This window comes from Butyrivibrio sp. LC3010 (assembly GCF_000424385.1).
In the GTDB taxonomy this organism is placed as follows: Bacteria; Bacillota; Clostridia; order Lachnospirales; family Lachnospiraceae; genus Butyrivibrio.
This window is the reverse complement of record NZ_AUJU01000001.1, coordinates 134424-150110: the sequence shown is the minus strand read 5'-3', so window position 1 is coordinate 150110 and position 15687 is coordinate 134424. Positions and strand designations below refer to the sequence as shown.

The 15687-nt window shown below is 41.0% G+C and carries 16 protein-coding genes; 1 reads left to right on the top strand and 15 read right to left on the bottom strand.

Annotated features, from left to right (window positions below):
* Positions 1 to 48 precede the first annotated feature (48 nt).
* From G622_RS0100625 to nudC, 14 genes are all read right to left on the bottom strand, one after another.
* Complete coding sequence (locus tag G622_RS0100625) at positions 49 to 594, bottom strand: hypothetical protein (protein ID WP_196814162.1); 546 nt, start codon at positions 592 to 594, stop codon at positions 49 to 51.
* Positions 595 to 634: 40 nt separating this feature from the next.
* Positions 635 to 874 carry a hypothetical protein gene (locus G622_RS0100620; protein WP_026509076.1) on the bottom strand — a complete coding sequence of 80 codons (240 nt, stop codon included), beginning with the start codon at positions 872 to 874 and terminating at the stop codon, positions 635 to 637.
* Positions 875 to 889: 15 nt separating this feature from the next.
* Positions 890 to 1558 (bottom strand): hypothetical protein, encoded by a 669-nt coding sequence (locus tag G622_RS0100615; RefSeq protein WP_026509075.1) that lies wholly within the window; start codon positions 1556 to 1558, stop codon positions 890 to 892.
* Complete coding sequence (locus G622_RS0100610; RefSeq protein WP_026509074.1) at positions 1555 to 2157, bottom strand: hypothetical protein; 603 nt, start codon at positions 2155 to 2157, stop codon at positions 1555 to 1557. Before G622_RS0100610 ends, G622_RS0100615 begins: the two co-directional genes overlap by 4 nt.
* A gap of 4 nt (positions 2158 to 2161) precedes the next feature.
* Positions 2162 to 3727 (bottom strand): pilus assembly protein PilM, encoded by a 1566-nt coding sequence (pilM, locus tag G622_RS0100605; RefSeq protein WP_026509073.1) that lies wholly within the window; start codon positions 3725 to 3727, stop codon positions 2162 to 2164.
* A 13-nt stretch (positions 3728 to 3740) separates the two neighbouring features.
* Positions 3741 to 4532, bottom strand: coding sequence for a prepilin peptidase (locus G622_RS0100600; protein WP_026509072.1), 792 nt, complete (start codon positions 4530 to 4532; stop codon positions 3741 to 3743).
* A gap of 1 nt (position 4533) precedes the next feature.
* Positions 4534 to 5757, bottom strand: coding sequence for a type II secretion system F family protein (locus G622_RS0100595; protein WP_026509071.1), 1224 nt, complete (start codon positions 5755 to 5757; stop codon positions 4534 to 4536).
* A gap of 15 nt (positions 5758 to 5772) precedes the next feature.
* The gene (locus G622_RS0100590) at positions 5773 to 6825 is read right to left on the bottom strand and encodes a type IV pilus twitching motility protein PilT (RefSeq protein ID WP_026509070.1); all 1053 of its coding nucleotides are present in this window, start codon (positions 6823 to 6825) and stop codon (positions 5773 to 5775) included.
* A 29-nt stretch (positions 6826 to 6854) separates the two neighbouring features.
* Positions 6855 to 8573, bottom strand: coding sequence for a GspE/PulE family protein (locus G622_RS0100585; protein ID WP_026509069.1), 1719 nt, complete (start codon positions 8571 to 8573; stop codon positions 6855 to 6857).
* Positions 8574 to 8607: 34 nt separating this feature from the next.
* A complete protein-coding gene (locus G622_RS0100580) occupies positions 8608 to 8973 on the bottom strand; it encodes a hypothetical protein (protein WP_026509068.1) in 366 nt (121 codons plus the stop codon).
* An 866-nt stretch (positions 8974 to 9839) separates the two neighbouring features.
* Entirely contained in the window at positions 9840 to 10280 is a 441-nt protein-coding gene (locus G622_RS24165) for a competence type IV pilus major pilin ComGC (RefSeq protein ID WP_049945622.1), read from the bottom strand.
* Positions 10281 to 10547: 267 nt separating this feature from the next.
* A complete protein-coding gene (locus tag G622_RS0100570) occupies positions 10548 to 11843 on the bottom strand; it encodes a hypothetical protein (protein ID WP_026509067.1) in 1296 nt (431 codons plus the stop codon).
* A gap of 320 nt (positions 11844 to 12163) precedes the next feature.
* Positions 12164 to 12637: a hypothetical protein gene (locus G622_RS0100565; protein ID WP_026509066.1), complete on the bottom strand. Its 474-nt coding sequence runs from the start codon at positions 12635 to 12637 to the stop codon at positions 12164 to 12166.
* A 41-nt stretch (positions 12638 to 12678) separates the two neighbouring features.
* Positions 12679 to 13473: an NAD(+) diphosphatase gene (nudC, locus tag G622_RS0100560; RefSeq protein WP_330363534.1), complete on the bottom strand. Its 795-nt coding sequence runs from the start codon at positions 13471 to 13473 to the stop codon at positions 12679 to 12681.
* A 214-nt stretch (positions 13474 to 13687) separates the two neighbouring features.
* Here nudC and G622_RS0100555 point away from each other — a divergent pair, with 214 nt between their 5' ends.
* On the top strand, positions 13688 to 14080 hold the full coding sequence (locus tag G622_RS0100555; protein WP_026509064.1) for a pyridoxamine 5'-phosphate oxidase family protein: 393 nt from the start codon (positions 13688 to 13690) through the stop codon (positions 14078 to 14080).
* A gap of 246 nt (positions 14081 to 14326) precedes the next feature.
* Here the strand turns inward: G622_RS0100555 and G622_RS0100550 are convergent, their stop codons facing one another.
* Positions 14327 to 15598 (bottom strand): class I SAM-dependent rRNA methyltransferase, encoded by a 1272-nt coding sequence (locus G622_RS0100550; protein ID WP_044956892.1) that lies wholly within the window; start codon positions 15596 to 15598, stop codon positions 14327 to 14329.
* Positions 15599 to 15687 lie beyond the last annotated feature (89 nt).

Sequence of the window (15687 nt, the reverse complement as noted above, 5' to 3'; positions counted from 1 at the left end):
ACCCCTCATCTCCCAAGTCTTAAAATTTTGAGCAAATCCCTAAGAAAATCATTGTTTTACTTCACCGGGTACAGTAATCTCATACTTACCCTTTGTCAGTGAATTACCCTTTTTATCAAATACCTCTATGCTCAGTTCAAACTTCCAGTTAGGATCTTGTTTTGTAGGTTCTTCACTTTTTTCAAATACTGCATCTATCTCCAATTTCTCTGCATAATCGTGTGGACTTCCACCTTCAGTTCCCACGATAGGATAATACTTTTTATTAGTATCCTTCAGATTTTGCAGATAAATCGATGTTCCATCTACTATTTTGCATCGCCCACCTATAAGTCCGCTTCCGTCAATGAAAGTGATATCCCCCGAGGAATCATCTATTTCACTGGCAGTTGTAATCTCAGACCTTACAAAATCGGAGAGCGTAGACATTATCATCTGTGCATGTGCATGGTTCGTATAATCAATGTAATGTGCCGCCGCCAGCCTCATGGACTCCGCTATTAGCTGCGAAGCCAGAAGCAGTATCAACACGGCGAACAACATTTCAGCGATTGAAAAGCCCTTACTGCCTGCACTTTTTAGCTTCTTATGCAATTTATCAGTCAATCTTCTTATAATTTTCATTCCGTGTTTTTTATTGGTCTATAGTAAAACCAGAAACAGTAACCCCATTGTCATATCCTGCACCATTGCCGGAATCCTCATAGTATACGGATTCTTTCTTTGCCGCCAGATCTGCCCTGGTTGCAGCAGCCATTGCCCCCGGAAGCATAGTAAGTGCAAGAGCGGCGATCAAAAGCGCCACAAGAGTTTCACCAAGAGACTCGCCAAGATGATTATTTAGTTTTGCCCTTAGTCTTTCTGCCACTCTCATACCAATCTAAAACCCTTATGCATCCGACTTTTTGCTTATCACGTACATTCCGCTCTTGGACCATGAAATATACTTAATATCTTTTGTTGTATAGCTTCCAACGTTTGTCTTCGTTCCAAGAGTATCTTCCTTAACGATCTCTGATGATCCCGGTATTGTTAAAGTAAGCGGATAATCTGCAAGTGCAGAACCGCTATTACCCTTTATATAAACATCAATGGTTATCGTGTAACTGGGGTACATCGTTATTCTTCCCTTAAGTGTTCCCTTGAGTTTATCCTCTACACCTGCACTACTAAAAGTTATTGTCTTAGTTGTCTTTCCTCCACCCGCTGCTACTGAATCCGCCATAAGCTTTATAGTCTCGCCAAGCTTATTATCAAAACCCTCTATTATGGGCTCATTTGAATCAGTGGGCTGTGTGGAACTCACACCCGCTTCATATCTATAGCTGGCATCGTCTTTTATGCACTCTCTTATCAGATCCATAGCCTTAGTGGTTGCGGCATATGCTATCTCTTCCCTTTTTTCAGCCATTGTTCTCTGAGCGTTCAATATTGCTGAATTTACTATTGCAAGAGCAACAAAAGAGCAGACTATGAAAACAACCAGCGCCACTACAATAGAAGCACCGCGGTTATTAAGTTTTTTCAAAATTGCTTTTTCATTTAGAAAATGCTTCATGTGTTATCCTTAAGAGAGTCCTCGGGAAGCTCTTTATCCGGAACGCCATCATGCATTGTTTCATAAAATGCTCCGGTGAGCTTTACTGTTACTTCATTGTCATTTAGGTTTGTTTTGAGCTTATATGGAGTTACAACCATGTCCTCTATGAGACATCTGTTTTCACTTTCCTCAAGTTTCTTAATGATTCTCTCTGCTTCTGCGTAGTTTCGCACAGTGAAGGTCATCTCCCACATACGCCTGATAAGATCGCCCTCTCTTGTAATGTCTGTAAACCTTACTGAGTAATCCATTGTCTTATTCAAAGTATCGTGAAGGAAATCAAGCTCCTTCTTTCCTGCGTTGTAGCTTGGCAGGTAGCTAAGCTCCGCCTTCTTATTGGTATTTATGTCATCGGACATAGCTTCCATGCTTTTTATCTTATCCTGAGTAGCCTGCAGTTCTACATTCAGAGAATTCTGCTCCTTCCTTGCTGCTTCTATAGACTGCTCAATAGGAGTCGAGACAAACAGATAATACCCTGCTCCGATTATGACAAGCAGAAGAATGACCAAAAGTATTTTTTCATTTTTAGTAAAAGCTCTGTTTAGTATGTTCACGTTATCACTCCTCTTCAGAAGACTTCGTAATCAAATATACTTTAATCTCAGCATTTACCCCCGACTCAACTTCCTCCGTTTTTTCATCATCCTCTATGGTCTTGGCTGATACTACAGAACAGCTCTCAACTATATCCTGCTCATTTAGTTGTAACGTAAGCTTACTTACATCCTCCAGATTTTTAGCAGTAAGATCAATTGTCATCGCACCCTTTACAAGGTCCATGTATGTGACCTTCATACCCTGTTTTCCAATAAGATCCACGAGTTTTGCGGCATCAAGGCGGCTAATCCTCCCTCGTTCCTCTTCGTTCATGGTATCCCAGGTGTAGTGGTAATACTCATTTTTGAGATCCCCGGCACCCTCTATAAGTGAGCTTATCGAATCTATCTGATCCTGGATGAGCTGGGCTTTATATCTCTCAGCTATAAGTACACCCACCCTGTCAAGGAAAGTTAACTTACCAATTACAGCCAGCACAGCAATCGCAGCGACTACTGAAGCAATTATGATCCATATATTAGTTCTTTTCTTAACACCCGCAACAGCGAGATTATTCTTTGTGGTAACACCTACGGCATCGCTCAGGATAATTCCTACAGATCCGTAAGTAACATTTATTTCCTTTCTCTGATTGTATTTAGGAAACAGCTCGTCCATTGTCTGAACGTTTTTATCAACTCGCTCTTTTAATATCTCAACCAGAGGCTCTGTCATGGCACCTGTTCCGCAGAGAACCACATCCTTAAGTCTTGAAGTCATATCGGACATTTCATAGAAATTCAGCCCCTTTAAAACTTCTATGGAAATATCCTTGTAGGCATTTATCGCGGCAGGAAGCCTGTCACATTCGTTGTAGCCATTTCTTAGATAAGTAAGTGCAAGATGAGTATCTACATTCAGCTCATCTGCAAGAGCCTGTATAACATGATCCTCACCGATATCGATCATGTGTGAAAGCTTAAACTCTCCGTTTTTGAATATCATCATTCTGATGGCACGGCGGCCGATATCCATGAAACATCTTTCCTTTTTTACTTCTTCTTCATCTCCCAAAGTACTAAGAAGAGTCTCATAAACAGATGTCTCAGGCAGCGCCTTTATAAGCTTTAATCCCACCAGCTTCAAAGTCTCACGAATAGTTGTCAAAAGTTCAAGGGGAACCGCATAAGCCAGAAGATTTATAGTTGAAGCCTCATCTTCATCGCTCTGTCTTTTTACATAATCAAATACGTACTGATTAAGCTCTCCCTGAATAAAGTCCCTGAACTCAAAGGGTATATTGTAACGAAGCTGCTCATCATCAATTAAGGGCATGGAAATCTTTCGCACAAAAATGTCGCTATCTGCTATAACGTAAGCTGCGTTTTTGCACTTTATTCCCTTGTCCTTCATCTGTTCCCTGAGGAATTCAGCAAAAAGGTTCTGTGACAGGATTCTATTACCCTCAACTACGTTTGCGGGTATTTCTTCCCAGTAAGACTTACGTACCACCCCGCCCTTCATCAAGGTCAGCGCAAGTCTTCCATGTGAAACACTTATTCCTAATATGCCCTGATTCTTTGCCATCAGTTTACCCCTCTCATAGCAGCGTCAAATACCAGGCTGTTACGGCGTCTCCAACAATAAGTAAAATATAAGCTGAAGCAGCAATCGCAGGACCAAGTGGAAATTCCTGTGATGCCGATTTATCTATTCTTTTTCTTAAAAATGCAAATATCAGTCCCAAAATACAGGACAAAATTATAAGTTCGTAGGTTTTAGCAAATCCCAGATATACTCCAAGAAGTGCAAATAGTTTAATATCTCCGCCTCCAAGACTGTCCTTTTTTAGTAGTTTGTCCATTACAAGACTTATTATCAGTATCGCCGCTCCAAAAAGCAGTCCTGTAAGGATACTTTGTATAATGAACTTTATACTGCTTATTCCAAGTATGAATTCCACTACTGAAAAGCATATCCAGCTTATAAGCGCTACTATAAGCAGCATGTCCGGTATTTCATAGGATTCAAGGTCAGTTAATGCTATGGCAAACAGGCATCCTGTCAGAATCCACTCTTTGAAAAAGGTTATCCAGTCAGCCCCCGTATGGAGAAACAGGATTATCGACAGTAGCATGAAGGTCAGCTCTGCAAGAGGATATCTTATTGAAATTTTCTTTCCGCAGTATCTGCACTTTCCGCGGCTGAACACGTAACTGAAAACCGGTATAAGATCAGCTGCTGAAAGCTCATGCCCGCATTCCATACAGTGACTTCTTCCTTTTACGAAATCCTCTTTCCTGACAATCCGCATAGCCATGCAGTTTAAAAAGGATCCAAAAACAAGTCCGAATAGAGATATGCATACAATGTAATAAATAAACTCTGCCAAATCACATCCCCTGATACATGGTAAACATAGCCATGTAAATTGCTATTACTATAAATCCCGCAATAACCGCTATGAATATTAGAAGCGCCGGCTCCAGCATTGCTATTGCTTTTGCTACAGCCTGTTCAAGTTCACTGTCATAATACTTTGCTACAACGTCCATGGTGTGCTTCATCTCACCGGTTTCTTCACCCACGCCTACCATATCTGTCAGTATATCCGGCATGACTTCAATATCACGCATGGTATCTACTACTGTCTTACCTTCCTCGATCTTGCCCACCATTGCGGCAATTTCTTCCTTATAAACTTCATTTGTCATAACCTTTGAGGTTATGCTTACAGCTTTCGTTACAGGAAGTCCCGAACCTATCATGGTAGCCATTGTATTGGCAAAAAGACTTGCCGCATTAAGCTCTGCAATATTTCCAAGAACCGGAAGCTTTAGCTGGATCTCAGCAAGTTTTCTTGCTCCCTTTGGTGTTCTTTTATACAAAAGATATGCCACTACAAGTACCGCAAATACGAAGACAATCACTAGAATATATTTGCTGAAAAAGTTGGATATCCCAATAAGCATTCTTGTAATGAGCGGAAGTTCACTTCCGATTTCCTCAAAGATAGCCGTAAATGTAGGTACAACCTTTACCATGAGGACAATTACAACCACAACCGCTACAAATAATACGAACAAAGGATAGCCCATGGCACTTCTGACCTTGGCACCCATCTTGGTCTGCTTGTCAAAGTGTTTGTAAATAGAATCAAATGAGTTGGCAAGATCACCGGCTTCTTCCCCTGCTCTTAAGGTTTCGCAGAAAGTTGCGGGAAGCGTTCCGCCACCATGCTCATTAAATGCTGCTGATAGTGATCGTCCTGCTTCAACATCCGCAAATACCTTGGTCAGCATATTTTTCAGAGTCTTGTTTGTGGTTTTATCTCTTATGAGTTTAACTGCTCTGGATATAGGTATACCTGCAGAGAGGATAGTCGCAAACTGGCTGCACATGAGAGTAAAAGCTTTGGGATCAAGCTTTTTTCCACCGATTTCAGCCCCCAGAATATCCGGAAGTTCGGCACTACTCCCGTGTATCTCCTTAATTGAGAGAACCACGTTATACTGTTGTCTTATCTTAGCTGTAGCTTCAAGCTGGTCAATCGCCTCCAGCATTCCCTCTACTTTATCGCCTGAAGTTGTAAGCGCTGTATACTTGTAGCTGTTCATAATTCCCCTCTGACTTTAATTCATATTTCTGGTTACAAAGTCTTTATTTACAGCATAATGAAGTGCATTTTCCCTTGTGATAAGCCCCTTTCTAACGAGCATTACTATGGACTGATCCATTGTCTGTCCCCCAAGCTCTGCACTTGTTGCAACTGCATTAGCTATCTGAGGTGTATTTCCTGTTCTGATGAGATTCCTTATAGCATCAGTGACTATCATGTATTCTGATGCGAGTGCTCTGCCTCCGCCCTTTTTCTGAATGAGCTGCTGCGTAAGCACCGCCTGTAATACCATGGAAAGCTGCAGCCTTATCTGCTGCTGCGCCGCTTCAGGAAATACCTGCACCATACGGTCTATGGAATCAGCTGCGCTTCCTGTATGCAGGGTTCCAAAAACAAGATGTCCTGTCTCTGCTGCCGTTATGGCAGTTTCTATTGTGTCTCTGTCTCGCATTTCACCAATGAGAATTACGTTGGGATCTTCACGGAGCGATGCCCTGAGTCCCATGGCAAAGCTTTGAGTATCCTTGCCTACTTCTCTTTGATTGATTGCACATAAATCCGGTTTGTACATATATTCAACCGGGTCTTCAAGAGTTACTATATGTCTCCTGTAGTTATGATTGATGTTATCAAGGATTGCTGCCAGGGTTGTTGATTTACCTGAGCCTGTCTCACCTGTAACAAGTACAATTCCCTTGTGTAATTTCGGAAGATCAAGCACTGCCAGCGGAAGCCCCAAGGTTGAAAGCTCCGGGATTCTCTCCGAAAGTATTCTAAGTGCCAGGGACGGAACTCCCTGCTGCTTAAAGAGATGGATACGGCATCTGTTATCTGCAAACGTATCTGCAGCGTCAAGCTCTCCTACTGACATAAGCTCATTAAAAGCTTCCTCAGAACCTGCAAGTTTTCTTGCCAAATCAAGGCACTCCTCCTTACTTACAGGCTCGCTCTCCATATCTTCAAGGTCTCCGCCCTTCCTGTACTTTGGCGGAAGTCCGCATATAATATGTATATCAGATGCCCCTTCTGACTTTGCTCTGGCTACCAGTTCATCTATCGTCGTCATGGCATATCCCTCATATAAATCTAAAAACCTTAGTCGCTTTCGTTTACTACTCTCATTACTTCATAGGTTGTGGTTACACCCGCAAGAACAAGCTTTGCTCCTGCTTCTCTAAGTGATACAAAACCTGTTCCTTCTTTCTTAAGCGCCTTTTCAATCTCAGTTCTGCCGGCTCTCTTATAGATAAGGTCCCTGACTTCAGGTGTAATCATCATTATTTCAAAAACACCTATTCGTCCGGAATATCCGGTGTTAAAGCAGTGCTGGCAACCCTTTCCGAATTTAAACTTCGTTCCGGGTTCAATTTTTATACCAAGCCTTTCTACTTCATCACTTTGGGGCTCATAATCTTCGCCGCAGTAAGGACATACACGCCTTACAAGTCTTTGTGATATAACACCTCTTAAAGTAGCCGATATCAGATATGGCTCGATACCGATATCCATCAATCTGTCTATGGCTCCAACCGCATCATTTGTGTGGATGGTACTCATTACAAAGCGTCCGGTAAGAGCAGCTCTTAAGGCAATCTCTGCTGTCTCACCGTCACGAATCTCACCTACTGATACGATATCCGGGTCCTGACGAAGTATTGCTCTAAGTCCGTTTGCAAAGGTCATATTTGTCTTGGGATTAACCTGAACCTGATTCATTCCCTCAATGTTATATTCGATGGGGTCCTCTAAGGTTACAAGGTTTACATCCCTTGTATTTAATTCGTTTAGCATAGCGTACATGGTTGTGGTCTTACCTGATCCGGTAGGTCCTACAAGAAGCATAACGCCATTTTTATAATGGATAAGCTTTTCGTACTTCTCCATATCCTCGGGAGTCAGTCCGAGCATTTCTTTATCTATTTCTGTGCTGGATTTATCAAGAAGACGGCAAACTATCTTTTCGCCCCAGGCAATAGGAAGTGTGGATACACGCATGTCGATACTTTTGCCAAGGACACTTACTGCAAATCTGCCATCCTGTGGAATTCTTTTTTCTGCCACATCCATTCCGGACATGGTTTTAATACGGGCGATAACTGCTACAGTTACATCCTTAGGTACTCTCAGTACTTCTCTGAGCACACCGTCAATACGCATGCGTACATCCATATCATGTTCTCTTGGTTCAAAGTGGATATCTGAAGCACGCTCAGAAACAGCACGCTCAATGATCGAGTTGACAAGACGGATGGTGGGCGCACCTTCCCCATCTCCGCTAATAGAATTAGAAGTTATAACAAAATCAAACTGAGATAATGAAGGCTCATTATCATTATCAGTTGTTCCAAGCTCTCTCTTATAATCGGCAATAGCCTGCTTGGCATTTTCATTTCCATAGAGGGTATTGATTGCTCTCTCAACCGCCACATGCGTCGCAATCAGAGGCACAATCTTAAGATTAACAGCCTTGCGCACTTCATCAAGAGCATAGTAATTCAAGGGATCGTCCATTGCTACTAATAGCGAATCCCCTCTCTTTTGCACAGGCACAAGATGATTTTGCTTTGCAGTATTTCTCTGCACAAGCTTCGCCATATCCTGAGATATGCTCACCTTTCCCAGGTCAATGTAGTCAATCTCCATCTGCACCGCAAGCGTTTTTGCTACGTTTTCCGGAGTGACTATTCTGTTGTTGATCAGAACTTCACCTAGCTTTTCATGGGTCTGCTTCTGCATATCCAAAGCAAACTGAAGCTCTTTTTCAGTAATTAGGCCTCGCTCAATAAGCAGGTCACCTATCCTCTTCTTTGGCATATTTCCCCCTGATAAAAATGTCAAACTAAAGTAATTACGGTGCCACCCATTTAGAAGAGATACTATGGTCTTCTCCAAATGTAATTAACAGATATTTTCCCTTATGCTCTTTTGAGTTCCCATAGGGCTTAACTGTCTGCTTAGCTGTTGCCGGTTCTATGAACTTTTTACTCTCGATATCAAATACCGCCACAGTCCCTGTCAGAGAATCATCCTGAAGATAATTGACAAGAGCTTCACGCTCTGCAGAAATCACTATTGTCTCATCCATTTCCACTAAAGGCTTCTCTGTATTGATGCGTACAATCCTATAAACAATAATAGCGACAAGTACTGCGGCAATTAGTGCGAGTATTGCCACTGCTCTGGCTATTCCTTTGCTATTTCTGATCTTGTCCATAGGCAATGTCCTGAGTACGATAAATGACGAAATAATAATTATATAATTATCAGTATTATAGCACCTTTAAAGCATTAGTATCAATCACGCAGCTAATTGAATTGAGAATTAAAGCTTGTATTGTTACTGTTCACACCTTACGGTGCTCACAGCAACTGGATTTGCCCATTCCAGTTGCCTTCGGCAAAGGGGCAAATCTTATATTCAAGACGTAGAACATTCTCACGCTCAGCGCAGCAAGTGCGCAGAGCTGTCTGAACAGTAACCTTGTATTCCATTTTCAAATTACATACACCTTATACGCAGGCACAAATGTGCTATACTGCGGTTGCATAGTGGGCTGCGTATTTCAGAAAGTTGTAATTTCGCAGCTCATATTGCTGGATTTGTGCTGCGCATTTCAAAAATCTCTATTCCACAGCTCTTATTGTTGGACTTGTGCTGCGCATATCGAAAAGCCTCTATTTTGCAGCTCACATTACCGAACTTGTGCTGCGTATTTCAAAAGCCTCTACTTCGCAGCTTATACTCCTGGACTTGAGCTGCGCATATCTAAAAGTTCCTATTTCGCAGATCATATTGCTAGATTTGCGCTGCATATTTCAGAAAGGTCCTATTTCACAGTTTGGATTTGTCGAATTTGAAAAAGATATTAATTAGAAAATGGTGCATCAGTGAAGTTGTTAAGTTCCATTCTTATGAACACCACTTTAGGTCAATATATTCTCTAATAATGCAAAAAGATGATTACTACGTTGATTAATTTAAAGAGACTGAACACCTTCACGTGTATCAGTCCCTTTTCCTTTATATCACGATTCTAAATATCGCGAAATAACTGATTTTATTATGATCAACATACCTTTTTAGTTGCTAAACGCTATTTTAACTGTGTCTGCAGTTGCAGGTGTTCCTGTCCCTGAACCTGGTGTATAAGTTACTGTGCAGCTTCCACTTGCTTTTGGTGTGCCTTCTGTAGAAGCATCAACATGACTTCCGCCAGATATTTGTCCACCACCAGCAAGATTTGGAGCCGGAGATGTCTGCCAATTATCCTGCTTCTGCTGAAGTGTCACAGTACGCGTAACTGACGCAGATGTTGTCTGTGTTAATGCTTCTGCTACTACCTCAGCGTATGCAGCACGAATATTTGCGGCATCTGTAGCTTCTCTAGCCTTCTCTAACTGTGCTGTAAATATCGGAATAGCAATAGCAACCAGTACTGCTATGATCGCAACTACAATAAGGAGTTCAGCAAGTGTGAAGCCCTTCTTTTCATTTAATTTCGCCCTCATTTTCTTAATCATTTCATTTCTCCTTTTCTAACTTGAAAACCAACTATGAAATAATGTTTATAGTCTTATGCTATATCTTATATCGGATAATTGCAAGAATACTTAAGTGAATTATTCTAAAAATAGTATAAATTTATTATATTTTTATACAATTCGCATCCTTTAACCGATACTATACCTTGTTATCTGAAAACTTCCTCCCACAACATCTTCCATATGGTGTAAACGGAATGAAATATTATTACAAAATGTAAAAAATTTATAAATTTTACAAGAGCTCTATTCCCCGGCACGTTTCAGAAGTTGAACACATGCCTTATATCTCAGTCTGAAATTTCTGGATACAGCAAGGCAGGTCAGGTCATCCGTTGTCATATTTGGATTCTTTACAATCAGCCTTGTTACACGCAGATCTTCGTCATTTCTCATTTTCATAAGTGCTTCCGGCGGTGCATTAACGTTCTTGGCAACATTCTCACGAACCAGCCACTCATCATCCTCTGAAAGTCTGACAAGAACTTCAGGCGGAGCGTTCTTATTGCTTGCAACAGCTTTTCGTACATAACCATCTCTGTAATCGGCAAGAAACCATAGCACATCGGGAGGTGAGCTAGGATTCTTGGCTACCTTTTCACACACTCTCCAGTCATCATCCTTTGAAAGTCTTCCTAAAACTATCTCAGGGGTGTTTCGGTTACTTGCAACAGCTTTTCTCACGTATGCATCGCCATCATCTGACAGATACCTTAATATTGCTTCAGATGAATTAGCATTCCCGGCTACTGCAGTACGAATAGACTGTTTCTGGTCATTTGCGAGCTCCATCAGCTGGTCCACCGGGGTACTCTCGTTTGCAGCGACACCGTTTCTTACAACTATCTCATTATCTCTAATAAGCTTCTTTAATACATCCGGTGGCGTCTTCTTATTCTTAGCTACCGCTTCTCTAACAGCCGTACTTTCGTCTGATGCCAGGCTTATAAGTATTTCTTCATTGACGTTTGGATTAGTTACAACTGCTGCCCTGACATTCCTGTCATCATCAGTGGCAAGAGCGCTCAATATTTCAGAAGGTGTATTTCCGTTTTCTGCTACTGCAAGGCGTACAGTCTTCTCCACATCATGAGAAAGTTTTGATAGCATTTCTTCCGTAGCATTTTCATTTGCCGCAACCCCGCTTCGCACTATTTTGCTCTCATCAGTTAGAAACATTAAGAACACGGCTTCCGACGTATTCGGATTAAGCGCAACTCTGTAACGGATAACTTCACTTTTGTCACCTGCCAGTTTACGCAAAACCTCCTTAGGTGTACTTAAGTTTTCCGCCACGCCCCACCTTACCGCGTCATTTTCATTATTAGCCAGCGTCTTCAAAAGCGAAGGAGAAGCCTTTCGATGTATTGCTATCCCCCTCAGAACTCTTAAGTCCGTCTTATTAGCTTCATATAGAATATCCAGAATTTCTGACGGTGTATCATCATCTTTGAGAATATCCTCATTGAGTTCTTCCCAATCAGCAAATTGGTATTCATAAAGGTATGTTTCTTTTAATTCAATGCTAAGTTTATCTTCCATATTCCACCAACCATTTCTGAAAAACCGCACAAATACATTCATTAATTCAATTATATAGCATCCCACTGTTCTTTATCTATAAAACATCCCTTAATCATTCAATAAAAATAAAATTGGTCACAAGAATCGTACGAATTTTATCGTCAGTTCCTGTAACCAATCTTTTTTTTGGAATGATGTCATCACCCATCCTCTATTATTGTTCCCTTACATATTACAATTATATTTATTTTTTTACAAAAATCAATACTTTTTTATCGTTTTCGTAATTTTGCGAAATATTTATGTAATATTTTTTATCATCTTGAAAATCAGACAATTTATTCCAGCCCATTTTTCTTCATAAGCATCTTCATAAACAGAGGTTGGAAAATGAGTATCAGGAAAAAGGCAACCACAAAGCAAATGATACATGAATGCAAAAACATGGGCAAAAATGAGATCTGCGCCATTCCTCCGCTTTGTCTCATAGCCATATTGTAGGCAAACGCCACCATGGCAAGGGTCATGACCGGAGTATAAATGATATCGGAAATCAGGCTCTCCACTATCCTTGTCAGCAGCTTACCTCTTTCAAGTTTCAGCTTTTTACAGACAGCTCCGGTTACTTTCCCCACCGGAATAATAAGTCCGATGATAATGCTGATTATCGAGCTTATTATAAAGCCGGATATGAAACCCGGAATTGTCAGATGTCCCGCTGACAACGGGCCGATGATTGCCATAAAAAAGCTCATAAGAATTCCCATTCTTATTCCCATCTGTCTTCCGATTATTCTCATCTTCTCGTCCATATAGCCCCTCTCTTTGCAAGTATGTTTTGCAAAAAATCTGCTTAATTAAAGTGCTCCGGGTGTTCCTTGAAATACATCATCATTGTTGCAGTCAGACTAAGGTTCCTTGCCTCTTCTCCTATGTCATCTCTATGGACCCATTCAGCATGGGAAAGCTCATTTTCATCTATATTCACTTTTCCCTCGCCGTCAAGATCACAGAAAAATCCCATCAGCAGATTAGAATCAAATCCCCAGGGCTGACTTGCAAAATACCTGATATTCTTAACTTTTAATCCTACCTCCTCAAAAACCTCTCGTCTTACGGTGTCCTCTGCCGTCTCTCCAATTTCACAAAAGCCTGCAATGAGCGCATTTCCCTTATATGCTCTTCCGGCATACCTGGTCATCATGATTTTTTCTCCATTGGTGAGACCGACAATTACAGCCGGACAGATCTTGGGATATATAATATTTCCGCAATCAGGGCACTTTAATGCCCTCTCCTTATCATAGATTTCTGTCTTATGTCCACATCTACCGCAAAATCTGTTATCACTATACCAGACATGGAGATGGTATGCGGTCATTCCTGCAAAACACAGAAATCCCGGATTGGCTTTTCTCAGGACCCGTATATCTTCATAGTGATATTTTTTCTCAATATCTGAGCCTTGCGGCGCTTCAGGGATTTGAATGTCATTTTCATTTTTCGGCATAAAGAAGCCGATATCATCGATGGAAAAGAGATATATCAATTTATCAGATTCGGTTCCCAGCTCTTCTACCTTAGGGAATTTTACTTTTTCATACTCTCCAAAAGCGCACAAAAGCTCCCTGCCCCTGAAAGATAACAAGTAATCTCCGGGCTTTGGATGCTTATTCTTATATTCATTATTATAAATTTTCGGTGTTATATCCTGTATCATATTTTGATTATACAGTAATAGTCCATGCCAGCAATAGATTGTTTTCAATTTATATAACTTTTATGACTTTTGATTTATTGCCTTTTAGTATTTGTAGTCTTATAATACATTTTATACAATCTAAATCTAAAGGAGGCATAAAATGCAGGAAGTATACGAGTTTTTAAAGAAGTGTAATACCTATTATCTCGCAACAGTTGAAGGTGATCAGCCAAGAGTTCGTCCTTTTGGTACTGTCGATATTTTTGAAGATAAGCTTTATATTCAGACCGGAAAAGTTAAAGAGGTTTCCAAGCAGATCCAGGCTAACCCCAAGGTAGAAATCTGCGGCTTTGCAGAAGGCAAGTGGGTACGTGTTGCCGGTGAGCTTGTTCGCGATGACAGAGTAGAAGCTAAGAAGCACATGTTAGATGCATATCCTTCACTTCAGGGCATGTATTCAGCAGAAGATGATAACACAGAGGTTCTTTACTTCAAGAACGCTACTGCTACTTTCTCATCATTCACTGATGAACCCAAGGTTGTAAAATTCTAAGGCACACGGCAGACTGAAAAGAGACTAATTCCGAGTTATATGAATCAAATTCTATCAGTTTGCTCTACTAAGCAGGTTCCACTGAGATCGGCTATGCCACTCTAAGTGGACTTATATGGCTCGCACCAAGATTGTGTAGAGCCTGGCTAAGTATTCTGCTCAAGCAATCAGCCACTCCTTATTGCATATCGCAGTAAAGAGTGGCTGTTTTTAATTAACATCAGCTTTCATGGGATTTTCAGGTTGTCACATCTCGTCACATACCTGGAAAATGTAGAACTTCAAATAGTAGGAAGCGTCGTTTGACCAGAGTATCGGATGATCAGCTGCCTGCTGCCTGAATTCGATCTGTCTAAGCTGCTTATGTGCGCTGCGGGCTGCCTCCTTGATTGTTTTTGCAAACAGTTCCTCATCCATGAAATGTGAGCAGGAACATGTTGCAAGGAGACCTCCGTTTTTCACCAGCTTCATTCCTCTGATATTTATCTCACGATATCCTGTGACCGCCTTCTTTATAGAAGCCCTGGATTTTGTAAATGCAGGGGGATCAAGGATCACTACATCATATTTCTCGCCCTGCTTTTCAAGTTCAGGCAAAAGATCGAATACATCAGCACATTTGAATTTGATAATATCCTCCAGGCCATTCAGTTTTGCATTTTCCTCAGCCTGAGCACAACCAAGATCCGATGCATCAACTGCAAGTACCGAGCTAGCTCCTGCCTTTGCACAATTAAGTCCGAAGGAGCCGGTATGTGTGAAGCAATCAAGCACCTTCTTACCTTTACATAACGAAGCTATCGCTCTTCTATTATTTTTCTGATCAAGGAAAAATCCGGTCTTCTGACCATTTTCAACATCCACGTAATACTTTACGCCATTTTCCTCTATAAGAACCTTTGTATCAAAAGGTTCACCAATAAAGCCTTTAATTCTTTCAAGGCCTTCCTGCTCACGAACCTTGGCATCGCTTCGCTCAAACACTCCGCGAATCACAACTCCGTCCTCTAAAAGCACCTTTTTACATGTGTCTATTATCAGTCCTTTCATACGATCCGTGCCAAGTGCAAGGGATTCTATTACAAGGATATCTGAAAACTTGTCTATCGTTATTCCCGGAAGAAAATCTGCCTCGCCAAATATGAGTCTGCATGAAAGCTTTTTAAGAGCTTCGCTTTCCGCATTATCTTTAACCTCAAAACCATAGACGCTGGGATTCATGACAGCTTTTCTGTATTCCCATGCGTTTCTTACTCTTTTCTCAATAAGCTCTTCGTTTACAGGATTCTCTTTACGTCTGGACATCATTCTGACTCTGATCTTGGAATGAGTATTTATAAATCCATACCCCATAAAATATCCATCATGATCAAGGACTTCAATGATATCCCCATTCTCAAAATCACCTTCAACTCTGTTTATCTCATTATCAAAAACCCAGGCGCCGCCTGCTTTGATAGTTCTTCCCTCACCTTTTTTCAAAAATGCCTTAGCATCTGATATAACTATTTCTTTCATATTTTTCTCTCACTTTTATTATTTATCTATCGCATCAGCCAATAGTCCTTATCAGGCTATCAAAACGCCAACATCGAATTTGTCCGTTA

Bases quoted from the DNA above. Each gene is read 5' to 3' on its own strand.
- G622_RS0100570 (WP_026509067.1), bottom strand. From the start codon at position 11,843: ATGGAAGATAAACTTAGCATTGAATTAAAAGAAACATACCTTTATGAA.
- G622_RS0100585 (WP_026509069.1), bottom strand. From the start codon at position 8,573: ATGCCAAAGAAGAGGATAGGTGACCTGCTTATTGAGCGAGGCCTAATT.
- G622_RS0100580 (WP_026509068.1), bottom strand. From the start codon at position 8,973: ATGGACAAGATCAGAAATAGCAAAGGAATAGCCAGAGCAGTGGCAATA.
- G622_RS0100595 (WP_026509071.1), bottom strand. From the start codon at position 5,757: ATGAACAGCTACAAGTATACAGCGCTTACAACTTCAGGCGATAAAGTA.
- G622_RS0100565 (WP_026509066.1), bottom strand. From the start codon at position 12,637: ATGGACGAGAAGATGAGAATAATCGGAAGACAGATGGGAATAAGAATG.
- G622_RS0100590 (WP_026509070.1), bottom strand. From the start codon at position 6,825: ATGACGACGATAGATGAACTGGTAGCCAGAGCAAAGTCAGAAGGGGCA.
- G622_RS24165 (WP_049945622.1), bottom strand. From the start codon at position 10,280: ATGATTAAGAAAATGAGGGCGAAATTAAATGAAAAGAAGGGCTTCACA.
- G622_RS0100550 (WP_044956892.1), bottom strand. From the start codon at position 15,598: ATGAAAGAAATAGTTATATCAGATGCTAAGGCATTTTTGAAAAAAGGT.
- G622_RS0100620 (WP_026509076.1), bottom strand. From the start codon at position 874: ATGAGAGTGGCAGAAAGACTAAGGGCAAAACTAAATAATCATCTTGGC.
- pilM (WP_026509073.1), bottom strand. From the start codon at position 3,727: ATGGCAAAGAATCAGGGCATATTAGGAATAAGTGTTTCACATGGAAGA.
- G622_RS0100615 (WP_026509075.1), bottom strand. From the start codon at position 1,558: ATGAAGCATTTTCTAAATGAAAAAGCAATTTTGAAAAAACTTAATAAC.
- G622_RS0100555 (WP_026509064.1), top strand. From the start codon at position 13,688: ATGCAGGAAGTATACGAGTTTTTAAAGAAGTGTAATACCTATTATCTC.